The following is a 22,604-nucleotide window of genomic DNA, read 5'->3' as shown; positions in this document are numbered from 1 at the left end:
TGGCATGACCACGCGCCAACCCCGCCCGTTCACCGGACGCCAGTTCGCAACCATCCTCTGCGCGATGTTCGCGGTGGTGATGGCGGTCAATTTCACCATGGCGACGCTGGCGAGCAGAACCTTCTCCGGCGCGGTGGTGCAGAACGGCTACGTGGCCAATCAGGATTTCAACGCCTGGATCGAGCGCGGCAAACGGCAGGCGCAAATCGGCTGGGCCGCCCGCGCCGAGGTGAAGGCGGACAGCCTGTCGATTGTCGCCACCGACCGGACAGGCGCGCCGCTGACGGGCGCGACGGTGAGCGTGCACCTCATCCATCCGTTCCGCGCCGGCGAGACGCGCTGGATCTATCCCGTCGAGGCGGAGCCGGGCACCTATGTGGCGGCCCATTCCCTGACCCGCGGCCAGTGGGAGGCGAACATCCGCCTCGAACGGGAGGGCGAGGTGGTGATGCTGCGCCAGCGCCTCTTTGTCAGCCAGGAGCAGGCGTCATGACCAGCACCGCGACCACGGCCGGGGCGCTCGATCTCTGGACCACCGAACGGGACGGCCTGCGCCACATTGACCTACATGTGCCGACCATCCACTGCGCCAATTGCATCAGCCGCATCGAAGGCGCGGTGCGCAAGCTGCCGGGCGTCAGGACGGCGCGGGTGAATTTCTCCACCCGCCGCCTCTCGGTCGACTGGGAGGACGGCGCGCTCGAGGCGGCGCGCATCGTCGCAACCGTCGAGGATCTCGGCTTCGAGGTGCGGCCCTTCGCGCCCGAGGACGTGAGCGCCACGGAAGGCCGGAAGGCGACCCGCGAGCTGATCCGCTGCATGGCGGTGGCGGGCTTTGCCTCCATGAACATCATGCTGCTGTCCGTCTCCGTCTGGTCGGGGGCGGAGGCGGCGACGCGCGACCTGTTCCACGCCATCTCCGCCATTATCGCCCTGCCCACCGTCGCCTACGCGGGCCGGCCGTTCTTCCGCTCCGCCTGGAACGCGCTGCGCCACGGCCGCGCCAACATGGACGTGCCCATCGCGGTCGGCGTGCTGCTGGTGACGGCGATGAGCCTCTACGAAACCCTCAACAGCGGGCCGCACGCCTATTTCGACGGCGCGGTGTCGCTGCTGTTTTTCCTGCTCATCGGCCGCACGCTCGACAGCGTGATGCGCGACCGCGCCCGGGCGAGCGTCGCCCAGCTCCTGAAGCAGATGCCGCGCGGCGCCACCGTGCTCATGGAGGACGGCCGGACCGAATACCACCCCATCGCCGAGATCAGGCCGGGCCTGTCCATCGTGGTGGCGGCGGGCGAGCGGGTGCCGGTCGATGGCGTCGTGCTCACCGGCTCGGCCATGGTGGACCGCTCCCTCGTCACCGGCGAGAGCGTGCCCGAGACAGCGGGCGCGGGCGACAAGGTGCTGGCGGGCACCATGGCGCTCGATGCGGCGCTTACCGTGCGCGTCACCGCCGCCGGGCAGAACACCTTCATGGCCGATCTCGTCCGCCTCATGGAAGCGGCGGAGCAGGGCCGGGCCTCCTATGTGCGCCTCGCCGACCGGGTGTCGCGCTACTACGCGCCGGTGGTCCATTCGCTTGCGGCCGTCACCGGCCTTGCCTGGTGGCTGGCGGGGGGCGACTGGCACGCGGCCATGCTCACCGCCGTTGCCGTGCTCATCATCACCTGCCCGTGCGCGCTGGGGCTGGCGGTGCCGGCCGTGCAGGTGCTGGCCTCGACGCTGCTTATGCGCCGGGGCGTGCTGGTGAAGGACGGCTCGGCGCTGGAGCGCATGGCGGAGGCCGACATCGCGGTTCTGGACAAGACCGGCACCATCACCCTCGGCCGACCGCAGATCGACGGCGACATCGCCCTCGCGCCGGAGGATTGCGCGCTTGCGCTTGCGCTGGCCGAGCGCAGCACCCATCCGCTCTCCCGCGCGCTCGCGGCGGAATTGCGCAAGCGGGGCGTTGCGCCCGCCGACGTGTCCGCCGTGCGGGAAGTGGCGGGGGCGGGGCTGGAAGCGGACGGCGCGGACGGCGTCATCCGCCTCGGCCGGCCGGACTGGGCGGGGGCTGGCGCGGCGCCCGTCGGTGCCAACGGGCCGGTCATCGCCTTCGCGCGGCCGGGGCGGGCGCCGGTCTCCATCCACTTTCACGACCAGCCGCGCGCGGATGCGGCGGCTGCCGTCCAGCGGCTCATGAAGATGGGGCTGGGCGTGTCGATCCTCTCCGGTGATCACGCCCACGTGGTGGACAGGGTGGCGCGCGCGGTCGGCATCGCCGACTGGCAGGCCAGATGCAGCCCCGCCGGCAAGGTGGCGGCCATTCGCCAGCGGCAGGAGCGCGGCCACAAGGTGCTGGTGGTGGGGGATGGTCTCAATGACGGCCCGGCGCTCGCCGCAGGCCATGTCTCCATGGCGCCCTCCAGCGCCAGCGACGTGGGGCAGGCGGCGGCGGATTTCGTGTTCCTGGGCGAGGGCCTCTCGGCGGTGCCGGCGACGCTGGCCGTCGCCCGGCAGGCGCGGCGGCTGGTGCGGCAGAACATCGGCCTTGCCATTGCCTACAACGTCATTGCCGTGCCGCTCGCCATGCTCGGCATGGTCACGCCGCTCATCGCGGCGGTCGCCATGTCGGGGTCATCGATCCTCGTGATCAGCAATGCGTTGCGCCTCAACTGGCTGGTGAAAGGAGAAAACGCATGACCGGGCTTCCGCTGCTCATCATCCTTGCCCTGGCCATGGGCCTTGCCTGGCTCGGCCTGTTCATGTGGACCCTGCGCTCGCACCAGTACGACGATCCCGAGGGCGCGGCCCTGCGGATTCTGGCGCCGGACGACGACACCCCCGCGCCGCGCGCGTAGACAGAGCGGGAGGCGGGGAGTGGTCGCCATGGGCGCAGCAAAACCAGCACCGGGACAGGCGCGGCGGCGGCGGGCCATGCCGGTCGCCGAGCGCGCCACCCTGCTGCCGCCCTGCTGCCTGCCGGGGGCGGGAGGCGCCCCTGCCTCGGTGCTCGACGCGCTGGAAGCGCGCCCCACGCTCCTTGCCGCCTTCGCGGCCGTGCTCATGCTGGCGCTGGGGCCGGCGCCCGCGCAGGGCGGGATCATGACCACCCTCTGCACGGCTGACGGGGCCCGTCAGGTGCCGCTCGACGAAAATGGGCCCCGCCGCGACGACGGGGCCCCGGGGTGCGCCCATGCCTGCCTGACGAGGGACCGACGTCGCGGCTGAGGACGCTGACTGATTTTCTGATGTTTCAATCGGGTCTGGAAAACGCGCGGCGAAGGGACACGGCCCTACACCGCGCGTGCGTGCTGGGCCTGCCCCTTGCCAAGAAATTGATCGAAGGCCGCGGCCACCGCCCGCACCAGCGGCCGGGCGTCGGGCCGCACCCGGATGGTGTGCTGCCGCCGCTCGGCGATACCGTCGGTGACCAGCGTGTCGAGAACCGGTCCGGCGGTCGCCAGCAGCGCATTGGGGTCCGCGCCGAATTTCCGGCACACCGCATCCAGGTCCACCGCATAGTCGCACATCACCGTCTCGATGACGGCGGCGCGCAGCCTGTCCTCGGCGGTGAGGCGATAGCCCTTGACCGTCGCCAGTTGACCGGCCTCGATGGCCTGCAGATATTCGCGGATGACCACCGTATTCTGCACGAATCCGCCCGGCAGGCGGCCGATGGAGGACGCGCCAAGGCCGATGAGCGTGTCGGCGCTGTCGGTGGTGTAGCCCTGGAAATTGCGGTGCAGCGTGCAGTTGCGCGCGGCCACCGCGAGGGGATCGTCCGGGCGGGCATAGTGGTCGAGCCCGACCCGCTGGTAGCCCGCGTCCTCCAGCGTGGCGGCGATATATTCGGCCTGGGCGTGGCGCTGCTTGCCGTCCGGCAGCGCCTCGGTCATGAACTTGCGCTGGTGCGGCTTGAAGTTGGGCACGTGGGCGTAGCCGAACACCGCCAGCCGGTCGGGCATCAGCTCCAGCACCCGCTGGGCGGTGTCGATGCAGGAGGTGAGGGTCTGCCCCGGCAGGCCATAAAGCAGGTCCATGTTGATCGACCGGATGCCGGCGGCGCGCAGCATGCGGACAGCGTTCCGGGTCTGCTCGAAGGGCTGCACCCGGTTGATGATCCGCTGCACCTTGCCGTCGAAGCTCTGCACGCCGAGGCTGGCGCGGGTGACGCCGCCCGCGCTCAGCGCGACGGCCATGTCCTGCGTCAGGGTGCGGGGGTCGATCTCGATGGCGATTTCCGCATCGCTCGCGACCGCGAAGTGACGCCGCACGTCCTCCATCAGGGCGAGGAAATCGTCCGGCTGCATCAGGGTCGGCGTGCCGCCGCCGAAATGAATGTGGGTGACCGTGCGGCGGCCGCCCAGATGCCGGGCCACCAGCGCGACCTCCTGACGCAGCGTCGCCACATAGCGGGCGATGGGGTCGTCCCGGCCGGTGACGGTGGTGTGGCAACCGCAATACCAGCACATCGACCGGCAGAACGGCACATGGAAATAGAGCGAAAGTCTGGACTCATCCGGCACGGCCGCCAGCCAGCCCGCATAGTCGTCGGCCGTAATGGCCGGCGTGAAATGGGGGGCAGTGGGGTAGCTGGTATAGCGGGGAAGCAAGCGATCCGCGTAGCGCAACACAACATCGGGGGTCATGGGGCCTTATTCTCCTCGCCTATGACACGGTCTGGATAGGGTGGGCCTTGGTCGCTTGCCTTGATCTGGATCATGGCGCGGGCCTTTTCCGGCCAAGGGGGGCTGCGTCACTTCGAACCGTTTTCTTTTTTTTTGAATAAGAGCAGAAAAAGCCCAGGTTATGTGTTCCTGCGCCCAAGGCCTTCGGGCCGTACGGCGAATCAGTTGAGGCAGCGGTTTACCGTGTCCATCATGCACCCCCCCACCCAGTTCGATCAGCCGGCTCCCGTTCTGGAGGCGAATCATCCCTGCGGTGATTGCATCGTGCGCTGCAAAGCCATTTGCAGCGTGCTGGACAGCGACGAGCTGAAGGCGTTTCGCCGCACCGGCGCAACGATCCGTCTGGCGCCCGGTGAAACCCTGTTTTACGAGGATGACCCGGCCCGCAGCGTCTACAGCCTGACGCGCGGCATGCTCCGCCTGACGAAAATTCTCCCCGACGGCCGGCGCCAGATCGCGGATTTTCTGTTCCCCGGCGATTTTCTGGGCCTGACCCTTGAGGAAGGGCACAGCTTCTCGGCCGAGGCTGTGACGGAAGTGGAAGTCTGCCAGTTCTCGACGGCGCGCTTCCAGGCCTTCGCCACGACCCATCCGCAGCTGGAGCGGCGGCTGTTCGCCCTCGCGGCGCACGAGCTGGCGGCAACCCGCCAGCAGGTGCTGCGGCTTGGCCGCAAGTCGGCCATGGAGCGGATCGCCTCCTTCCTCATGATGCTGGCCAATCGCGACCGGGACGTCCCGGTGTCGCCGGAGGGCAGGCTGATGGTGGTTCTGCCCATGTCCCGCACAGACATCGGCGATTATCTCGGCCTGCGCATCGAGACGATCAGCCGCGAATTCAGCGCCATGAAGGCGCAGGGGCTGATCCGCCTGGTCAGCACCCAGCGGGTCGAAATTCTCGACCCCGAGCGGCTGGAGGCCATCGCGGCGGGCGAGGCGCTTCCCGAGCGCTCGCTCTGCGCGCACTGAACCGGCGTGGCGCACGGCAACGGATCACGCCGTGCGCCTCCCCGGATCCGCATCTTCTAATGCTATAATTTTACGCCTACCCTTGCCCCCGTTCGGGAGCGCGGCAGAACAACGGCCGGCAAGCGGGGAGGCGACATGCAATTTTTCCGTATCGTTTTGATGACCCTCGGCCTGGCGGCGCCCGGGATTGCGGCGCCCGGCGTTGTGGCGGCCGAAACCCCTCCCGAGACCGACCCTTACGCACCGGGGCGGGAAATTATCCGCGACCTCACCCAAATCGTGACACCGAACGGCATTCAGGAAGAATTCGTGGCGACGCTGGGCGGCGCGCGGCAGGCTGTCAGCGTGCGCGGCGCGGACCGCAACAATCCGATCCTCCTGTTCATCCACGGCGGGCCGGGCGCGGTCGAGATGCCCATCGCCTGGAGTTTTCAGCGCCCGTGGGAGGATTATTTCACCGTGGTGCAGTGGGATCAGCGCGGCGCCGGCAAATCCTACGCGCTGAACGACCCGAAGGAGATTGCCCCAACCCTGACGCCCGAGCGCTACCGCGACGATGCCATCGAACTGATCGAGCTGCTGCGCAAGCGCTACGGCAAGTGCAAGGTCTTCGTGCTCGGCCACAGCTGGGGCTCGGCGGTGGGTCTGTCGGTGGCGGCCAGCCGGCCCGACCTGCTCCATGCTTATGTGGGCATGGGCCAGTTCATGGACGTGCGGGAAAACGAGCGGGTGGGCATGGCCTGGGCGCTGGAGCGCGCCCGCGCGGCCGGCAACACGGAGGCGGTGCGGGAGATCGAGGCGCTGCGCCCCTATCCCGACTCCGGCCCCTTCACCATCGATCATGCGGACGGCTGGCGCAAATGGGCCATCCAGTACGGCTCGCTCGCGGCCTATCGCGCCAACGCCAATTTCTACCTGCGCGCGCCGCGCCTCTCGCCCGAATATACACCGGCCGACCGCAAGGCCTGGGCGGACGGCAGCGCCTTCAGCGTCGTGACCCTGTGGCCGCGTCTGGCCGACATGTCCTTCAGGACCCTCCACAAGATGGAGGTGCCGGTCATCATGTTCCTGGGGCGGCACGACTATACCACCCCGTCGTCGATCACGGCGCAGTGGATGGAGCAGCTGGACGCGCCGAAAAAGCAGACAGTGTGGTTCGAACATTCGGCCCACCTGCCGATGGTGGAGGAACCGGGCCGCGTGTTTGCCGCCCTGTTGCAGCATGTGCTGCCGCTGGCCACGCCGCAGGACCAGGGTGGGCGGGAGCCCTCCTGTTGAACCCGGCCTGTTGAACTTGGCGGCCAAGTGCTATATCCTGCCAAGTACAACATCGTGAGGCAGGCATGTCCAGAACGGCTTCCGCATCCTTTCTGTCGCGCGCAGGCGGGTCGCGCTCCGGCCAGAGCGATCTGGCCCGGCGCGCCTTCGAGCGGCTGACCGACGCGGTCTCCAAGGCCGTCTCGTCGGCGTCTCCGCATACGCTTGAGCTGATTCTGGGCGCGCGGGATCCGCTGGAGGCGCTGACGCTGGCCCGGCGCGATCTGGTGCCGCCTCCGCCCGAGCGGGCGGAAGCCATCCGGCGCGCCCAGCTCGCCGGGGTGGAGATGCGGCAGGAGCTGATCGACCGTCTGGCGGGTGTGCTCACCCGCCAGGAGGCGGCGGCGCTGCTCGGCACGACCCCGACGGCGCTCGACCGGCGGCGGGAGCGCGGCTACGTGTTCGCCGTCCCCATGGGGCGGCATTATGTCTACCCGCAGGACCAGTTCCGCCAGAACGCGGTGGTGCCCGGTCTGCGCGACGTGCTGGCCGCCATGGCCGGGGCGACGCCCTGGCTTGTGCTCGAATTTCTGACAACCCCGCTGGCGGAGTTCGGCAACCGCACGCCCTTTGCGGTTCTGGCCGAAGCCGGGGGCGACAAGGCGGTGATCGCCGCGCTGCGCCGCCGCGCCGCGCTCGAAGTGCCCGGCGCGCAGGGGTAATTCCGTCTTGGGGGTGCAGAATCAGGTCATCCGCGTCCCGGCGGGGCAGCGGCTCGCCCGGCTCCATCCGAAGCAGTACGACGCCCGTTTTTTCGGGCCGGCCGGTACGGAGCCGCGCAACCGCTATGACTCGCCCGATGGCGGCTACAAGATTTTCTACGCCGCCTTCAGCCTGCGCGGCGCGGTGGGCGAGGTGCTCGTGCGCAACCCGGCGCGGCGCTATGTGATGATGAGCGAGATCGACGCCCTGGCGTCGGCGACCTTCCGGCTGGGGCGCGACGTGGTGCTGGCCGCCCTGCACGACGAGCGCATGAGCAGCTGGGGCGTCTCGCTGACCGATCTCACCGCCAGCGACTATGCCGTCACCCAGGCGCTTGGCGCGAAAATTCATGCCGACGCGCGGCGTCTTGACGGCATTCTCTACCCGTCCCGTTTTTCCAACCAGCCCTGTATCGCGTTGTTCGAGCGGGCCGAGGCGGCGCTTGAGCCGCTGGGCGACTCCCGGCCGCTGCGGATCGAGCGCATCGAGAAAATCGTCGCCCGCTTCGGCAAGACCGTCGCCGACGACAGCCTCTGAGCCCCGCGCAGCGCGCCCGCCGCCGCACTGGCCGCCGCACCGGCCCGGCTGGAACCATACCCCCGTTCCGGCGCTGAGCCTTGAGCCGCCCCTCGGGGCGTCGGGCCTGTCGCCGAATGTGGAGCCGGGAGGCGTGAACATACTGCTCTATGTCGACGAGGATCCTGCTTTTGCCATCCGCAACGCGGTGGCGGTGGCGCTGGTCCGCGCCTGCGGCGGGCACGTGCATTGCCTGCAAGCCACGTCGCCCAATGCCCTGATTGCCTCCGGCTCCTTCGGCACCGCCAAGATGCTGGCGGAGCGGGCGGAGGAGGTGGAACACCGCAAGCGGGCGCTGGAGGCGGAGACGCGCACCCGCATGGCCGCAACCGGCATCAGCTGGGATTATCGCGCCTTTGACGGCGACGTCGGCCAGTGCGTCATCGAGCAGTCCCGGCTGGTGGATGCGATCGTGTTCAGCGCCGAGCGCCAGCTGTCCCCGCTCAACAATGTCATCCCGTCCGCCGGGGAACTGCTGCCGCGCGTGCGGGTGCCCGTTTTCGCCGTGCCCGCGCGGGCGGGGGCGTTTACCCCGGCCGGGCTGGTCATCGTCGCGTGGGACGGCAGCCCGCAATGTGCGTTCGCCCTGCACAGCGCGCTTGAGCCGCTGCGCTGCGCGTCGTCAATTCTCGTTCTGACCGTCGAAGGCGAGAAAACCGAAATCACGGCGGAGCAGGCCGCCCAATATCTGGCGCACCATGACCTGGCGTCCGCGATCGTCTCGGTGCCCGCCGCGGGCCGGTCGGTGAGCGCGGCGCTCATCGAGGCCGTGGAGGACCGCCGCGCCGCCTATGTGGTCATGGGGGCCTATGGCCGGGGCCGGGCGCGCGAATTGCTGCTGGGGGGCGTGACCCGGGAAATGCTCAAGAGCAGCCCGGTGCCGCTGCTGCTGGCCCACTGACGGCGCGTCCCGGATTTCCTGTGTCGCGGCCTCTCGCGGGGGGCGCTGCCGCACCCCGTCCTGCCTTGCAACCGTTCCGCAACCTGTTCGATCTGTCGGCGAAATTTACAATCGCTCTGAGGTCTTTAAGCTATACATTTGAAAAATATCGCTGGCACAAATTTTGCTTTTATTTCGCCAATTTTCCCCCTTGCCCGGTTCATCCCGTTCTGTTGCGTGGACGTATCGTTCTGCGTCGACACTCCCATTTTCATTTTCGATCGACGGAGAAAGCCAATGCGCCATGCAAAGGTTATGCGCCTCTTGTTGTTGGGTATTGCCGGGGCTGCCATCGCTGCTGCCGGTCCTGCCTCGGCTGCCTATGTGGGTACGGTCATTGTCAGCGGGCTGAACAGCCCTCACGGCCTTGCCTTCGGTCCGGACGGCGCGCTCTACATCGCCGAGGCCGGTTACCTGGCGGATGACAGCCCGTCCGTGGTCATCGACGGCGGCACCTACCGCTACAATACCACGGGCTCCATCACCCGCTATGAAGGCGGCACGTCCACCCGCGTCGTCACCGGCCTGCCGTCGTTGTACACGCCAAGAAACGACGTGATCGGCGCGCAGGACGTTGTCTTCGACGCCAGCGGCAACGGCTATGTGGTGGTCGGCCTCGGCTCGCCCCCCGCTGTGCGCGACGCCCTCGGGCCGGAGGGGCAGGGCCTTGGCACGGTCTACCGCTTCGACAACAGCGGCACCACGACCCCGGTCGCCGATCCGGCGGGGCTCGAGGCGGTCCAGAACCCGGACGGCGGGTTGCTCGACAGCAATCCCTTCCACATGGCATCGGTGGGCAACAACCTGCTCATCACCGATGCGGGCGGCAATTCCCTGCTGTTTCTGGACGAGGGCGGCACCCTGTCGGTGCACGCGGTCTTCCCGCAGCGGGACATCGGCGGGCCCGGACCCAGCGACTCCGTGCCGACCGGCGTGGTGGTCGGGCCTGACGGAAACTATTATGTGGCGGAGCTGACCGGCTTCCCCTTCACCGAAGGCGAGGCGCGCATCTATCGGGTGACGCCGACGGGCGAGGTGACGGTGGCGTTCGACGGCTTCACCACCATCGTCGACCTGGCCTTTGACGATCTGGGCAATCTCTACGTGCTGCAACTGGACAGCAACGGCCTGGCCGTCGAGGGCGGCGTCGGCTCGATCATCCGCGTCGGGACGGACGGCGGACGCCAGACCGTCTTCAGCGACCTGTTCTTCCCCAGCGGGCTGAAGATCGGGCCTGACGGCGCGCTCTATGTCATCAACATGAGCATCCTTGCCGGGGGTGGACAGGTGCTGAGGATCGTCGAGGTGCCGGAGCCGGCGGCCATTGCGATCCTGGGTCTGGGGCTCGGCGGCATCGCGCTGGCGCGACGCCGCAGATCCGCACCCGCCGCCGCGGCTGACGATCAGGCGTAGCGGGAAATCCCGAGGTCCGCAGTTTCGATGGGCGGCGTTCGGCCGGAGATGAGATCGGCCAGAACGCTGCCCGAACCGCAGGCCATGGTCCACCCCAGGGTGCCGTGGCCGGTGTTGAGGTAGAGGTTGGGCAGGGCGGTCGCGCCCACGACCGGCGTGCCGTCCGGCGTCATCGGCCGCAGGCCCGTCCAGTAGGTGGCGGCAGCCAGATCGCCCGCGCCGGGGAACAGGCTGTCCACCGACATCTCCAGCGTCTTGCGGCGCCGCTCGGGCAGATCGTGGGTGAAGCCGGAGATTTCGGCCATGCCGCCCACGCGGATGCGGTCGCCCAGCCGGGTGATGGCGATCTTGAAGCTCTCGTCCAATAGCGTCGATTCGGGCGCGCGGCTGGCGTCCCGGATCGGCGCGGTGATGGAATATCCCTTCACCGGGTAGACCGGCAGGCGCAGGCCCAGCGGCTTGACCAGAAACGGCGAATAGCTGCCCAGCGCCACCACGTAGGCGTCCGCCTTCACCACGCCGCGGCTGGTCTCCACCGCCTCGACCTTGCCGCCGGACGTCACCAGCCGGTGAATGCGGGTGTCGTACTGGAAGGTGACGCCCCGCTCCGCCGCCAGTGCGGCAAGCGCATTGGTGAACTTGAAGCAGTCCCCGGTTTCGTCATTGGGCAGGCGCAGGCCGCCGACGAACGGGTCGCGCGCATGGGCAAGGCCCGGCTCGACGGCGATGCAGCCCGCGCGGTCCAGCACCTCGAACGGCACGCCGCCCTGGCGCAGCACTTCCACGTCCTTGCCGATGCCATCCAGCTGCGCCTCGGTGCGGAACAGCTGGAGCGTGCCCTGCATGCGCTGGTCATACTGGATGCCGGTCTCCGCCCGCAGCGCCATCAGCTGGTCGCGGCTGTATTCGGCAAGGCGCACCATCCGCGCCTTGTTGACCGCATAGCGGGCCGAGGTGCAGTTGCGCAGCATGGCGAACAGCCAGGTGTACATGGCCGGGTCGGCAGCCGGGCGGAGGATGAGCGGCGCATGCTCCATCATCAGCCATTTGATCGCCTTGAGCGGAATGCCGGGCGCGGCCCAGGGCGCGGAATAGCCGGGAGAGACCTGACCGGCGTTGGCGAAGCTGGTCTCGCTGGCCGGGTCGGGCTGGCGGTCGATCACCGTGACCGTGTGTCCCGCCTTCGCCAGATACCAGGCGGTGGTGACGCCAATGACGCCGCTGCCGAGAATTGCAACATGCATTGTGGGATGTCCTGCAGTCGGATCCAGATCGGATTATTCGGTGATCCACACCCGGGCGTAGCGCCGGCCCAGGCTGGTCAGGATTTCGTAGGGGATGGTCCCCGCATCCGCCGCCACAACCTCCAGCGGCTGGTGCGGGCCGATCAGCTCCACCACGTCGCCGTAGTGCAGCGTGCCGTCCGGCAGGGCCGAGACGTCGAGCGTCATGCTGTCCATGGAGACGCGGCCGGCGATCGGCAGGCGGGTGTCGCCGAACCAGGCCGCGCCCTTGTTGCTGAGGTGCCGGGGCCAGCCGTCCGCATAGCCGACGCCGATGGTGGCGATGCGGGCGGGTTTGTCCGGCGCGTAGGTGAGGCCGTAGCCGACGCCCTGACCGGCCGGAATGGTACGCACCTGAATGATGCGCGCCTCCAGCCGCACCACCGGCTGGATCGGGGACGGGTGGCCCGGATGGGGCGCAGCGCCGTACAGCGCGATGCCCGGGCGCACCAGATCGAAGTGAAAGCCGGGGGTGAGGAAGCAACCGCCCGAATTGGCGAGGGAGCGCGGAACGGGGGGCAGCCGCGCCGTCAGCGCCTCGAACCGGGCGAGCTGGTCCGGGTTGGCGCCGTTCTCCGGCTCGTCGCCGCAGGCGAGGTGGCTCATCACCAGCTGGAGGTCGAGATCCCGCGCCATGTCGATTTCGGCGAGGAGCGTGTCGATATCCTCCGGCGCGAGGCCAAGGCGGGACATGCCGCTGTCCACCTGCAACACCGCCGGAAGCCGCCGGCCCAGCGCCTTGCCGCAGGCGACCCAGGCGCGAACCTGCTCAAGCCCGTTCAGCACCGGGATCGCGCCCAGCGCCGCACAGGCGCTCTCGCCGCCAGGCAGAAGGCCGTTGAGAATGAACAGGCGGGCATCCGCAGGCAGCAGGGGGCGCAGCGCCGCGGCCTCGGACAGGTGCGCCACGAAAAAGTCCCGGCACCCTTCGGCGGCCAGGGCCGGGGCAACCCGCGCCGCCCCCAGGCCATAGGCGTCCGCCTTCACCACCGCCGCCGCCCGCGCCGGGGCCACGTGCCGGGCGATGGTGCGATAATTGGCGCACAGGGCCCGCAGGTCGATGGTCAGACGGGCGGCCGCACCTTCGTTACTGATGTCCTGCATGATCCAGACTCAACTTGACCGGAGACGCCAGAGAATAAATGAAAATTCTTAGAATAGCCTGCCAAACGACGCTATAGGATGCGAATTCTGCGACCGGAATCGCAGATCATGCGAACCTTGCGGAAGACTGTGCGATGAAGCTGGACGCGATCGACCGGAAGATTCTGGGCCTCCTGCGGGGCAATGCGCGCATGCCCAACAGCGAGCTGGCAGCGGCGGTGGGGCTGTCCGCCTCGGCCTGCCTCCGGCGGGTGCGGCTGATGGAGCAGGCCGGGGTCATTCTGGGCTATACGGCGCTTGTGTCCGCGCCGGAGGAGCCCACCACCCTGACCGCCATCGTGCGGATCACGCTGGAGAAGCAGACCGAGGATTATCTCAACCGTTTCGAGGCGGCCGTGCGGCGGCATCCCGAGATCGTCGAGTGTTTCCTGATGACCGGCGACGAGGACTATATTCTGCGCACCGTGGCGGAAAGCCCGGCCGCCTATGAGGTGATCCACAAGGAAATCCTCTCCCGCCTGCCGGGCGTCAAACGCATCAACTCCAGCCTTGCCATCCGCAGCGTGCTGTCGAGCTGAGGGGAGGGACGGCCCGGCTGCTCGAACCGCTGATACAATTTGCGACACATTCGAAGCTTGGCCGGGAAAATCCTGCGACAGGTTCCGGGGACTCTTCCCTCATCGCCGATGCGTTGAACGGCGTGAGAGGAGAGTTCCCATGAAGAGGTTTGTCATTGCCGCCGTTGCCGTTTCCCTGCTGGCCACCTCGGCGCCGGTCATGGCCGCGCCCGGCCCGGACCATCGCCCCGGCCGGCCCGCCCATGTGGAGCGGCATGACAACCGGGGCCGCGGCCCCGTCGTGGTGAAGGAGAGGGTGGTTTACAAGCCCGCGCCGGCCCCCCACAGGGCGCATGGCCCGGTCTGGCACAAGGGCGACCGCTTCGATCACCGCCGCGCGCCCCGCTATGTGGTCATCGACAATCCGCGCCATTACCATCTGCACGAGGCGCCCCGCGGCAATCGCTGGGTCCGCTCCGGCAACGACGCGGTTCTCGTCGGCATCGCCAGCGGCATTGTCGCCGCCGTTGTGACCAGCATTCTGATCAACTAAGGAGAGAAGGCTCCGGCAGACAACCGCCGGAGCCTTTTTCTGTTGCCAGTCGCAAGGACGGTGCATGACCAAGGAGCCCCATATCCTCATCGTCGATGACGAGCGGGATATCCGCGAGCCTCTGGCCACCTATCTTTCGCGCAACGGGCTACGGGTCTCCCGGGCCGAGAATGCGGCCGTCGCCCGCCAGGTGCTCGCGGCCCACGCCATCGACCTGGTGCTGCTCGACATCATGATGCCGGGCGAGGACGGGCTGGCGCTGACCAGCTTCATCCGCGCCACCTCCGCGACGCCGGTGATCCTGCTCACCGCCAAGACGGAGGAGACCGACCGCATCGTCGGCCTCGAGATCGGCGCGGACGACTATGTGACCAAGCCCTTCTCGCCGCGCGAGCTGCTGGCCCGCATCAAGGCGGTGCTGCGGCGCACGGCGGGCAATGGCGGCGCGCCGGTCCACGCGCCCGATGCGGAGGGCTATGCGTTCGGCCCGTGGGTGCTCAAGACGGGTGAGCGCGAACTGGTGGGCGCCGATGGCGTTGCCGTGCCGCTTTCGACGGGCGAGTACAATCTGCTGCTGGCCTTCGTCACCCACCCGAAGCGGGTGCTGACCCGTGACCAGCTGCTCGACCTCACCCAGGGGCGGGAGCTGGCCGCGTTCGAGCGCAGCATCGACAATCACATCAGCCGGTTGCGCCGCAAGATCGAGGAAGACCCGAAAGACCCCAGGTTCATCAAGACCGTCTGGGGCGGCGGCTATACCCTCGCGGTGGACGTGCGGCGCCTATGAAGCGGTTCCTGCCCCAGAGCCTTGCCGGACAGATGGCGCTCCTCATCGGGGGCGCCTTGCTCATTGCCCAGCTGTTCAATTTCGGCCTCATTCTCAATGAGCGGCAGAAGCTGGGCCTCGCGCGCAACGAGGGGCCGGCGATCACCCGGTTTGCCGGCACGGTGGCGGACTATGTGCAGGCCGCGCCCGAATTCCGGCGGCTGGTGCTGGAGGACGCCTCCCGACGGGGCGCCCGGTTCACGGTCGATCCGCTGCCCCGCGTCGGGCCGGAGGCCGAGCGCCGCGCCTCGGCGGAGGAGCGGCTGCGGCGGGAGTTGACGGCCGTCGAGGTGCCGGTCGCGGACGTGCGGGCGGCGGTCCGCCGGATTGCCCGGCGCGGCTCCGGTCCCGGCCCGGAATTCCAGATCGAGGTGCTGTTCCTGTCGGCCCGGCTGGAGGACGGCGCGTGGCTGAACGCCCGCGTCTTCCTGCCGCCGCGCGACCCGCTGCTCACCGTGCGTCTGGTGCTGGCGACCGTCGTTCTTTACCTCATCGTGCTGGGGGCGGCGCTGTTCATCGCCCGCCGGCTCTCCCGGCCCCTGCAAGACCTGACCCGGGCCGCCGAGCAGTTCGGCGGCCGGACCGCGCCCGCGCCGGTCGCCCCGCGCGGGCCGCAGGATCTGCGCCGGGCGATCGAGGCGTTCAATGCCATGAACCATCGCGTCCTCGCGCTGCTGGACGAAAAGGACCGGATGCTCGGCGCCATCGGCCATGATCTGCGAACGCCGCTTGCCTCCATGCGGATTCGCCTCGAATCCATGGAGCCGGAGGAAGACCGCGCCCGGATGATCGCCAGCATCGAGGAAATGACCGCGATGCTGGAGGACATTCTCGTGCTGGCCCGCTCGGGCCGGGCGCGGGAGCAGGCGCGCGACATGGATGTGACGGCGCTGTGCGATGCCCTGTGCGAGGACTATGCGGAGCTTGGCCATGACGTGGCCCTGCTGGACTCGGCGCGGGTGGTGGCGCCGGTGCAGGCGACTCTCCTCCGCCGCGCCGTCCGCAACCTCATCGACAATGCGCTGAAATATGCCGGGGCGGCGCAGGTTCAGGTGCGCCGCGCGGGCGGGGCGGTGGAAATCGCCGTGCTCGACTCCGGTCCCGGATTGCCGCCGGACGAGCTGGACCGGGTGCTGGAGCCCTTCTACCGGGTCGAGGCCTCGCGCAACCGGGAGACCGGCGGCAGCGGCCTCGGGCTGGCCATCGCCAAGGCGATTGCCGAAAGCCATGGCGGCTCGCTCCATCTGGCAAACCGGGCGGAAGGCGGCCTCGCCGCGACCCTGCGCCTGCCCGCCGACCGCTGACGCCGCGCCCGCGTTTGCGACAATTTGCGACAATTTCGGGCGCGTCCTGACAAACTCTCGCGACACCCCCGGGCGATAACCGATCCTGACGACGCCCCCCGTAGCGTCCCAACACGGAAGGATCACATCATGAAGAAGACCATCCTCGCTGCCAGCCTTTCTGCCTTCACCCTGATTGCCGCCGGGAGCGCCTTCGCCCAGCAGGGCGACGCCCGTCCGGACCCGAAGGCCGACTTCAAGCGCACCGAACTGGTCGCCCGCATGGAAGCCGCCTTTGCCAAGCTCGACACCAATGGCGACGGCAAGGTGACGGCGGAGGAGCGCAAGGCGCTGCGGGATGGGCGCATTGCGGAGCGCTTCAAGCGCCTCGACGCGGATGGCAACGGCGCGGTCACCCTTGAGGAGATGCAGGCGTCGCACGACAAGCGCCCGGATGCCGCCAGGATGAAGGACGGCGAGCGCAAGTTCCGCCCCGCCAAGGCGCACGGCCATGGCTTCGGCGCCCGCGGCGGTATGCTGGGCAAGATGGACGCCAACAAGGATGGCGTTATCACCAAGGAGGAGTTCATGGCGCCCGCCCTTGCCCGCTTCGACAAGATGGACACGGACCGCGACGGCGTGCTGACCGCCGCCGAGCGTCAGGCGGCGCGGGAGGCCATGAAGGCCGAGCGGCCCCAGCGCGTGCGGAAGTAAGGCGAGCCCCCCACAGCCCTTGTGTCGCGTTGCGTTGTTGCGTTGCAGGTCGCGTTGACGGGTTGTTGCGTCGCGTCCCTTGAATTCAGTGCATGTCTGGGAAGGGCGAGGTTCCGAAAGGGCCTCGCCCTTTCCCGTTTTCATCCCGTGCGGCGGCCGCCCAGTTCCTTGCGGACCAGCACGGCGCTCGGGTCGCCGGGAATGTCGATCATGGTGAACGCCATGTCCCGCTCCACCGCCAGCGCGTCCCGGTTGGCCCGGCTCTCGATGGATTCGATCACGTCGAGGCCGCGCGCTTCCGCCTGCTCGGCAACGAAGGCCAGCAGCTCCCGCCCGATGCCGAGATCGCGATGGTCGGAGCGCACGGAAATCGCCACCTCCCCGCGCTTGCCTTCCGTGTCGGTCGCCAGCATGGCGGTCGCGACGGGCAGGCGGGTGTCCGCCGTGAAGGCGATGTAGGTTTCGGCCGATTGATGGTCCACGTGCGTCATTCGGCGGATTTCCTCCGGCTGGACCTTGCTCAGGCTGGTGAGAAAACGGAAGCGCAGCTCCTCCGGGTTCACGTTGTGGAACAGGTCTTCCAGAATGGGCGCGTCATCCGGGCGGGCGGTTCGGATCAGCAGCTGGATGTCCTTCCAGGTGGTGCGGGACCAGTGGGTGTCGCTCATGGCTCAGACCTTTCCTGATTGGCAGCGCGAGACGGCTGTGCTGAACAACGCATTGCAGGGCCGGGTCGTTCGGCCGCGGCACATTCGGCAGCGCCAGGGGGCTGGCCCGGCCGCCCGGACGGCGGTAAGGGAGCCCGCAGACACAGGCACATGGCTCAAGTGGTGACAGCAATGACGAACGAGAAGCGGGTGGCGGACGCCATGGCACAGGCGCCGGTGGTGGCCATCCTGCGGGGCGTGCGCCCCGCGGAGGTGGCGGCCGTGGCCGAGGCGCTGGTGGCGGAAGGCGTGAGGCTGATCGAGGTGCCGCTCAATTCGCCCGAGCCGCTGGAGAGCATCCGCCTGCTGGCCCGGCATGTGGGCGACGCGGCGGTGGTTGGCGCGGGCACGGTGCTGGAGCCGGCCGACGTGGACCGCGTGGCCGATGCGGGCGGGCAGATCATCGTCACGCCCAACACCAATGCCGCCGTCATCTCGCGGGCGCTGGAGCGGGGCCTCGTGCCCATGCCGGGCTTCCTCACCCCGACCGAAGCCTTTGCGGCGCTGGCGGCGGGCGCGCGGTACATCAAGCTGTTCCCGGCCGGCTCGCTGGGTCTTGGCTACTACAAGGCCATCAAGGCCGTGCTGCCGGCGTCAGCCGGGGTGCTGGCGGTGGGCGGTGTTGGCCCCGCCAACGCGCGGGAGTGGATGGACGCGGGCGTCGCCGGCCTTGGCATCGGCACGGATCTGTTCCGCCCCGGCGACACGCCGGAGGTGGTGCGGGCCAAGGCCCGGGCCATCATGGCCGCGGTGCAGGGATAGCACGGGGCGGACAGCAGCGCTGCCCGGGCGGCGCTGTCACGCGAGGGCGCGGAAGGCGGCGTGCAACCCGGCGCGGACCGTCTCCGCCCCGGAGAGGGCCTGGGCCTCAAGGCCGAAAGCGGCAAGGCCCCGGCCATAGAGCACCGCCAGCGGCTCCGCGCAAATGAGGCGGATGGGGACGTTCTCGCGCTCCGGGCCGAGCGCGCCGAGGGCGCTGCGGATGTCCGCCCCGATCAACAGGCCGCTCAGGTAGCTGGCGGCCTCCGCTTTCGGCAGATCGCCTGTCACCTGCCGTGCGCGCACGGAAAAGACGAGGGATTCGACCCCCGCATCCGGGTTGCGGCGCACGGCTTCGATGCCGGCATCGAAGGCGGGCCCCGGCGTCACCGGGGCCGGGTCGCCGCCCAGCAGCACGGTGTGGCGGGAGATCGCCTGGTACAGCTCGCCGGTCAGGGCCGTGTGAAAGTTGGTGACGACGCCATCGTCCACCACCACCCATTTGTTGTGCGTGCCGGGCAGGGCGGCGACGAAGCGGTGCTCGCCGGTGAGGGCGGCCGCGCCGAACACCTGGGTCTCTTCGCCCCGCATCACATCGGTGAGGCCAAAGCCGTTGCGGACGCGCAGGCCCGGGAGAATGGCGACCGCGCGGCCCTGCGCCTCAAGGCGCACGGCCTTGCCGCCGATGCGCTCCAGCGGGCAGGGGCAGTCCTGATAGCCCGCATCCACCCAGCCGATGGTCGAGCCGACCATGCCGCACAGCACGGCCGGCAGGGCCGGGCTCCACCCTTCAACCGCCGCCGCGAAAGCCGCCGCCACCGCCTCCGGCCCCTCCAGCTGGCTGACGCCGGGCGCGCTGCGGGCCTCACAGATGCTGCCGTCGGCCGCGCATAACCACAGGCGGGCGTGGGTGGTGCCCCAGTCCCCGGCGATGAAGGCAGGCGTGCTCACGATATCGTCTCTCTTGCAGGTGGGCGGCAAACGGGATTTCATGTCCGGGGTGCGGTTTAGAACCACTGTCCGGCGCCGGACAAGGACCGATTTGCGGCCCTGCCCGGGGCGAATCCCCGAAGCGGCGAGAGTGGGTTGACCATAATGTAATACAGTATACACTCAGACAAATGAGTTTGGATACAGACCGGCCCTGCCAAAGCCGGTCTGATTTTGCATAGGGGGGGTCAGCATGAAGCACACGCATTGGGTACGCACCGGCATTGCGGCCGTTCTGGTTGCGGCGGCCATGGGTGGGGCCATGCCTGTGATGGCAGCCTCCGCCGGGCAAGAGGTGAGCGCGGCCGACAGCCAGCTTCGCCTGAGCACGCAGGATTTCGATCTGGTGCTCGACCGGTCCTCCCACACGCTGGTCTCCCTGTCCCCCAGGAGCGCCGCGGGATTTGACTTCGTGCCGTCGGGCCGGCTGGCGGAGCGGCAGGGCGACGGCTTCTATCACATCGGCGACATCGACCTGCGCCTGCGCTTTGCCGGGGAGGACGCCTGGCGGGACTTCTCGACCGCCCATCAGCGCCGACCGGTCGCGCCGCTGGCGGCGGGCGGTGCGGTGCTGGCGGCGGCCGACCTCACCCCGGCGCTGCCCGGCGACATGCCCCTCAGGATCGAGCGCCGCTGGGTTGCGGACAAGGGCCAGCTGGTGCTGCGGTTCCGCATTTCCAACCCGACCGGCCGCGCGGTAGAGATCGGCGGCCTGGGGCTGGCGATGGTGTTCGACAACATCCTCTCCGGCCGCTCGCTTGAAGAGGCGCATGAGCAGGCGAGCTTCGCCGATCCCTACATCGGCCGCGACGCCGGCTACATTCAGGTCACCCGCCTGAACGGGAAGGGCCCGACCCTGCTGGTGCTGCCGGAGAAGGGCACCCCCTTCGAGGCCTACAAGCCGATTCTCGACGAGCGGGACGAGACCGGCCGCCCGAAGCTGTTCCATGACGGCACCAGGCGCGGGCAGACCTTCGAGGGCTTCTACGACTGGATGGTGGCGAGCAAGGGCTTTGCCGAGAAGGAGTGGGCCGGGGCCGAGCAGTGGAACCCGCCGACCAGCCTGCAGCTGGCCCCGGGCGAGACGCGGGAGATCGGCGTCCGCTTCGCGCTGTCGCCCGCCATCCGCGACATCGAGCAGACCCTCGCGGCCAATGACCGCCCGGTTGCGGTGGGCATCCCCGGCTATGTGGTGCCGATGGACATGCCGGCCGATCTGTTCCTGAAGGCGCCGCAGAAGGTGAAATCCGTCTCGGCCTACCCCGCCGGTTCGCTGAAGGTCACCCGGTCCGGCGCGGTCAAGGGCTGGGCCCGCTACAAGGTGGAAGGCCGCAGCTGGGGCCGGGCGCGCCTCGATATCACCTATGCCGACAACTCGGTGCAGTCGGTGCACTATTTCGTCACCAAGCCGACGGCGGAGGCGGTGGCCGACATGGGCCGCTTCCTCACCACCCGGCAGTGGTTCGACGATCCGAATGATCCGTTCAAGCGCGGCCCCTCGATCCTGAGCTACGACGACGAGACCGGCGACCTGGTGTTGCAGGACGGGCGCGTCTGGATCGCAGGGCTCAGCGACGAGGGCGGCGCCGGCGCATGGCTTGCGGCCATCATGAAGCAGCTGGGCGCGCCGGAGGAAGGCGAGGTCGCCAAGTTCGAGCGCTTCGTCACCGAAACCCTCGACGGCCACCTGCAGGCCAACCAGGGCCCGGAGGCCTTCGGTGTCCGCAAGAGCCTGTTCTTCCACGACCGCGAGGCTCTGCCGGATTTCCCGTACGACCCGAACATCGACTGGAGCACCTGGGCGTCCTGGGACAAGAAGAAGTCCCATTCGTTCGCGCGCTCGTTCAACTATGTGCACGTGGCGGCCGCCCAGTGGGTGCTCTATCGCCTGGCCCGTTACCACGAGGGGCTGGTGAAGGCGCACGACTGGCGCTGGTACCTGAACCGCGCCTACGAGACCTCCATCGCCATGGTCCGTCACGACCCGTACTATTCCAAGTTCGGGCAGATGGAGGGCGACGTCTACATCGACATCCTCAATGACCTGAAGCGCGAGGGATTCAACGCGGAAGCGCGGGCGCTGGAGGCGGTGATGCGCGGGCGCGCCCAGCACTGGGCCGAGGACGCCTATCCCTTCGGCAGCGAGATGCCGTGGGATTCGACCGGCCAGCCGGAAGTCTATGCCTGGATGCGCTACTTCGGCCACGACGAGAAGGCGGAGCAGACCCGGGAGGTCATCCTCGGCTATGATCCGACGATCCCGCACTGGGGGTACAATGGCAACGCGCGCCGGTACTGGGACTTCCTCTACGGCGGCAAGATCCGGCAGATCGAGCGCCAGCTCCATCACTATGGCTCGTCCAACAACGCGATTCCGCTGTTCGACGCCTTCCGCCGCAACCCGGAGGACACCTATCTCCTGCGGGTCGCCTACGGCGGCCTCCTCGGCTCGATCACCAACATCGACCAGAAGGGCTTCGGCTCGGCGGCCTTCCACGCCAATCCGGACCTGCTGAAGTTCGACCCCTACACCGGCGACTACGGCACCAGCTTTTTCGCCCATGCCTATACGACCGCCGCCTATCTGGTGAAGGATGCCACCTTCGGCTGGCTGGGCTATGGCGGCCTCGTTGACCAGAGCGGCGCGACGGTTGCCATCACGCCGAAGGACAGCTTCCGCAATCGCCTGTTCATCGCGCCGGCGGGGCTGTGGCTGACGCTGGATGCGGGCAAGTTCCAGCGGGCGGAGTATGACGCCGCCAGCGGGCGGGTGCGCGTGTTCCTCGATTCGGCGACTCGCCACGCCCCCAAGGCCTACCTCAACGTGCAGACGACGGTGGCGGGCAAGCCTGCCTACCGGCCGGCGAGCTACGACGCGGAGGTGCGGGGCAGCTATGTCTATGACCTGTCGACCAGGCCGACGGTTGTCGAGCTGACGCCGGTTGCGGCGGAGGCGGCCAACTGAGGCGGAGGGTCGGCCACAATTTTTATTTGCCCCTGGAGGGCTGCCGGGCCGACTGACGCTTGATCGGTCGCGCCCGGCAGTCTATCCCCCGCACGGGGCCAGGGAGGCTGGCTCCGGCGCCTCGTCCGCCTGCCGTCCTTCAGGACTAATATAGGCCTATTATACTCTGATTAATTAAGAATCACTCCGGCCCAAAACCCCCGGGAAGCCGGGCCAGGCGGCCTGCCGTGTGGCCGCGACACACCATTTTTTGCCGGAAATTGCCGCCAACTGTGG

22 protein-coding genes are annotated in these 22,604 nt (G+C 68.7%); 17 read left to right on the top strand and 5 right to left on the bottom strand.

All coding sequences use genetic code 11. The features are described from left to right. The first annotated feature begins 4 nt into the window (after positions 1 to 4). From ACSJJU_RS10155 to ACSJJU_RS10140, 4 genes are read left to right on the top strand one after another with little or no spacing between them, the layout of a single operon-like run. Complete coding sequence (locus ACSJJU_RS10155; protein WP_435915298.1) at positions 5 to 493, top strand: FixH family protein; 489 nt, start codon at positions 5 to 7, stop codon at positions 491 to 493. Next, positions 490 to 2,685 (top strand): heavy metal translocating P-type ATPase, encoded by a 2,196-nt coding sequence (locus ACSJJU_RS10150; protein ID WP_435915297.1) that lies wholly within the window; start codon positions 490 to 492, stop codon positions 2,683 to 2,685. The genes ACSJJU_RS10155 and ACSJJU_RS10150 overlap by 4 nt, the downstream gene beginning before the upstream one ends. After that, positions 2,682 to 2,843 carry a cbb3-type cytochrome oxidase assembly protein CcoS gene (gene ccoS / locus ACSJJU_RS10145; protein ID WP_435915296.1) on the top strand — a complete coding sequence of 54 codons (162 nt, stop codon included), beginning with the start codon at positions 2,682 to 2,684 and terminating at the stop codon, positions 2,841 to 2,843. Before ACSJJU_RS10150 ends, ccoS begins: the two co-directional genes overlap by 4 nt. Positions 2,844 to 2,871: 28 nt before the next feature. Beyond that, entirely contained in the window at positions 2,872 to 3,213 is a 342-nt protein-coding gene (locus ACSJJU_RS10140) for a hypothetical protein (protein ID WP_435915295.1), read from the top strand. A 65-nt stretch (positions 3,214 to 3,278) separates the two neighbouring features. On the opposite strand, the gene hemN is transcribed toward ACSJJU_RS10140, so the two are convergent. Continuing rightward, the gene (gene hemN / locus ACSJJU_RS10135) at positions 3,279 to 4,634 is read right to left on the bottom strand and encodes an oxygen-independent coproporphyrinogen III oxidase (protein ID WP_435915294.1); all 1,356 of its coding nucleotides are present in this window, start codon (positions 4,632 to 4,634) and stop codon (positions 3,279 to 3,281) included. 231 nt (positions 4,635 to 4,865) lie between these two features. On the opposite strand from hemN, the gene ACSJJU_RS10130 reads away from it, so the two are divergent. From ACSJJU_RS10130 to ACSJJU_RS10105, 6 genes are all read left to right on the top strand, one after another. Further along, positions 4,866 to 5,639 (top strand): Crp/Fnr family transcriptional regulator, encoded by a 774-nt coding sequence (locus tag ACSJJU_RS10130; RefSeq protein ID WP_435915438.1) that lies wholly within the window; start codon positions 4,866 to 4,868, stop codon positions 5,637 to 5,639. A 135-nt stretch (positions 5,640 to 5,774) separates the two neighbouring features. Next, positions 5,775 to 6,917, top strand: coding sequence for an alpha/beta fold hydrolase (locus tag ACSJJU_RS10125; protein ID WP_435915293.1), 1,143 nt, complete (start codon positions 5,775 to 5,777; stop codon positions 6,915 to 6,917). A 65-nt stretch (positions 6,918 to 6,982) separates the two neighbouring features. Then, the gene (locus ACSJJU_RS10120) at positions 6,983 to 7,618 is read left to right on the top strand and encodes a hypothetical protein (RefSeq protein ID WP_435915292.1); all 636 of its coding nucleotides are present in this window, start codon (positions 6,983 to 6,985) and stop codon (positions 7,616 to 7,618) included. A gap of 13 nt (positions 7,619 to 7,631) precedes the next feature. Further along, the gene (locus tag ACSJJU_RS10115; RefSeq protein WP_435915436.1) at positions 7,632 to 8,195 is read left to right on the top strand and encodes an RES family NAD+ phosphorylase; all 564 of its coding nucleotides are present in this window, start codon (positions 7,632 to 7,634) and stop codon (positions 8,193 to 8,195) included. Positions 8,196 to 8,328: 133 nt separating this feature from the next. Further along, entirely contained in the window at positions 8,329 to 9,135 is an 807-nt protein-coding gene (locus ACSJJU_RS10110) for a universal stress protein (RefSeq protein ID WP_435915291.1), read from the top strand. A gap of 303 nt (positions 9,136 to 9,438) precedes the next feature. Continuing rightward, a complete protein-coding gene (locus ACSJJU_RS10105; RefSeq protein WP_435915289.1) occupies positions 9,439 to 10,587 on the top strand; it encodes a ScyD/ScyE family protein in 1,149 nt (382 codons plus the stop codon). On the opposite strand, the gene ACSJJU_RS10100 is transcribed toward ACSJJU_RS10105, so the two are convergent. Both ACSJJU_RS10100 and alr read right to left on the bottom strand, forming a co-directional pair. Continuing rightward, positions 10,578 to 11,831 (bottom strand): D-amino acid dehydrogenase, encoded by a 1,254-nt coding sequence (locus ACSJJU_RS10100; RefSeq protein WP_435915288.1) that lies wholly within the window; start codon positions 11,829 to 11,831, stop codon positions 10,578 to 10,580. The genes ACSJJU_RS10105 and ACSJJU_RS10100 overlap by 10 nt on opposite strands. Positions 11,832 to 11,864: 33 nt before the next feature. Beyond that, entirely contained in the window at positions 11,865 to 12,974 is a 1,110-nt protein-coding gene (gene alr, locus ACSJJU_RS10095; RefSeq protein WP_435915286.1) for an alanine racemase, read from the bottom strand. Positions 12,975 to 13,108: 134 nt separating this feature from the next. On the opposite strand from alr, the gene ACSJJU_RS10090 reads away from it, so the two are divergent. From ACSJJU_RS10090 to ACSJJU_RS10070, 5 genes are all read left to right on the top strand, one after another. Beyond that, positions 13,109 to 13,552: an Lrp/AsnC family transcriptional regulator gene (locus tag ACSJJU_RS10090; protein WP_435915285.1), complete on the top strand. Its 444-nt coding sequence runs from the start codon at positions 13,109 to 13,111 to the stop codon at positions 13,550 to 13,552. A gap of 139 nt (positions 13,553 to 13,691) precedes the next feature. After that, positions 13,692 to 14,084: an RcnB family protein gene (locus ACSJJU_RS10085; protein WP_435915284.1), complete on the top strand. Its 393-nt coding sequence runs from the start codon at positions 13,692 to 13,694 to the stop codon at positions 14,082 to 14,084. 64 nt (positions 14,085 to 14,148) lie between these two features. Next, complete coding sequence (locus tag ACSJJU_RS10080; protein WP_435915283.1) at positions 14,149 to 14,871, top strand: response regulator; 723 nt, start codon at positions 14,149 to 14,151, stop codon at positions 14,869 to 14,871. Next, a complete protein-coding gene (locus ACSJJU_RS10075; protein WP_435915281.1) occupies positions 14,868 to 16,214 on the top strand; it encodes a sensor histidine kinase in 1,347 nt (448 codons plus the stop codon). Before ACSJJU_RS10080 ends, ACSJJU_RS10075 begins: the two co-directional genes overlap by 4 nt. A gap of 129 nt (positions 16,215 to 16,343) precedes the next feature. Continuing rightward, on the top strand, positions 16,344 to 16,907 hold the full coding sequence (locus tag ACSJJU_RS10070; RefSeq protein WP_435915279.1) for an EF-hand domain-containing protein: 564 nt from the start codon (positions 16,344 to 16,346) through the stop codon (positions 16,905 to 16,907). A 140-nt stretch (positions 16,908 to 17,047) separates the two neighbouring features. On the opposite strand, the gene ACSJJU_RS10065 is transcribed toward ACSJJU_RS10070, so the two are convergent. Next, positions 17,048 to 17,575: an N-acetyltransferase family protein gene (locus ACSJJU_RS10065; protein WP_435915277.1), complete on the bottom strand. Its 528-nt coding sequence runs from the start codon at positions 17,573 to 17,575 to the stop codon at positions 17,048 to 17,050. 171 nt (positions 17,576 to 17,746) lie between these two features. Here ACSJJU_RS10065 and ACSJJU_RS10060 point away from each other — a divergent pair, with 171 nt between their 5' ends. Beyond that, complete coding sequence (locus ACSJJU_RS10060; RefSeq protein WP_435915276.1) at positions 17,747 to 18,376, top strand: 2-dehydro-3-deoxy-6-phosphogalactonate aldolase; 630 nt, start codon at positions 17,747 to 17,749, stop codon at positions 18,374 to 18,376. 36 nt (positions 18,377 to 18,412) lie between these two features. On the opposite strand, the gene ACSJJU_RS10055 is transcribed toward ACSJJU_RS10060, so the two are convergent. Beyond that, positions 18,413 to 19,324, bottom strand: a complete 912-nt coding sequence (locus ACSJJU_RS10055; RefSeq protein ID WP_435915274.1) for a 2-dehydro-3-deoxygalactonokinase — start codon at positions 19,322 to 19,324, stop codon at positions 18,413 to 18,415. A gap of 232 nt (positions 19,325 to 19,556) precedes the next feature. Between ACSJJU_RS10055 and ACSJJU_RS10050 the strand changes: the two genes are divergently transcribed. Beyond that, positions 19,557 to 22,328, top strand: a complete 2,772-nt coding sequence (locus tag ACSJJU_RS10050) for a DUF5695 domain-containing protein (RefSeq protein ID WP_435915272.1) — start codon at positions 19,557 to 19,559, stop codon at positions 22,326 to 22,328. Positions 22,329 to 22,604: the final 276 nt, after the last annotated feature.

It is taken from the genome of Pedomonas sp. V897, assembly GCF_051304405.1.
In the GTDB taxonomy this organism is placed as follows: domain Bacteria; phylum Pseudomonadota; class Alphaproteobacteria; order Sphingomonadales; family Sphingomonadaceae; genus Pedomonas.
The sequence above is the reverse complement of the archived record's forward strand: the minus strand, read 5'-3'. Positions and strand labels throughout refer to the sequence as shown.

Bases quoted from the DNA above. Each gene is read 5' to 3' on its own strand.
- ACSJJU_RS10155 (WP_435915298.1), top strand. From the start codon at position 5: ATGACCACGCGCCAACCCCGCCCGTTCACCGGACGCCAGTTCGCAACC.
- ACSJJU_RS10150 (WP_435915297.1), top strand. From the start codon at position 490: ATGACCAGCACCGCGACCACGGCCGGGGCGCTCGATCTCTGGACCACC.
- ccoS (WP_435915296.1), top strand. From the start codon at position 2,682: ATGACCGGGCTTCCGCTGCTCATCATCCTTGCCCTGGCCATGGGCCTT.
- ACSJJU_RS10140 (WP_435915295.1), top strand. From the start codon at position 2,872: ATGGGCGCAGCAAAACCAGCACCGGGACAGGCGCGGCGGCGGCGGGCC.
- hemN (WP_435915294.1), bottom strand. From the start codon at position 4,634: ATGACCCCCGATGTTGTGTTGCGCTACGCGGATCGCTTGCTTCCCCGC.
- ACSJJU_RS10130 (WP_435915438.1), top strand. From the start codon at position 4,866: ATGCACCCCCCCACCCAGTTCGATCAGCCGGCTCCCGTTCTGGAGGCG.
- ACSJJU_RS10125 (WP_435915293.1), top strand. From the start codon at position 5,775: ATGCAATTTTTCCGTATCGTTTTGATGACCCTCGGCCTGGCGGCGCCC.
- ACSJJU_RS10120 (WP_435915292.1), top strand. From the start codon at position 6,983: ATGTCCAGAACGGCTTCCGCATCCTTTCTGTCGCGCGCAGGCGGGTCG.
- ACSJJU_RS10100 (WP_435915288.1), bottom strand. From the start codon at position 11,831: ATGCATGTTGCAATTCTCGGCAGCGGCGTCATTGGCGTCACCACCGCC.
- alr (WP_435915286.1), bottom strand. From the start codon at position 12,974: ATGCAGGACATCAGTAACGAAGGTGCGGCCGCCCGTCTGACCATCGAC.
- ACSJJU_RS10090 (WP_435915285.1), top strand. From the start codon at position 13,109: ATGAAGCTGGACGCGATCGACCGGAAGATTCTGGGCCTCCTGCGGGGC.
- ACSJJU_RS10085 (WP_435915284.1), top strand. From the start codon at position 13,692: ATGAAGAGGTTTGTCATTGCCGCCGTTGCCGTTTCCCTGCTGGCCACC.
- ACSJJU_RS10080 (WP_435915283.1), top strand. From the start codon at position 14,149: ATGACCAAGGAGCCCCATATCCTCATCGTCGATGACGAGCGGGATATC.
- ACSJJU_RS10075 (WP_435915281.1), top strand. From the start codon at position 14,868: ATGAAGCGGTTCCTGCCCCAGAGCCTTGCCGGACAGATGGCGCTCCTC.
- ACSJJU_RS10070 (WP_435915279.1), top strand. From the start codon at position 16,344: ATGAAGAAGACCATCCTCGCTGCCAGCCTTTCTGCCTTCACCCTGATT.
- ACSJJU_RS10065 (WP_435915277.1), bottom strand. From the start codon at position 17,575: ATGAGCGACACCCACTGGTCCCGCACCACCTGGAAGGACATCCAGCTG.
- ACSJJU_RS10060 (WP_435915276.1), top strand. From the start codon at position 17,747: ATGACGAACGAGAAGCGGGTGGCGGACGCCATGGCACAGGCGCCGGTG.
- ACSJJU_RS10050 (WP_435915272.1), top strand. From the start codon at position 19,557: ATGAAGCACACGCATTGGGTACGCACCGGCATTGCGGCCGTTCTGGTT.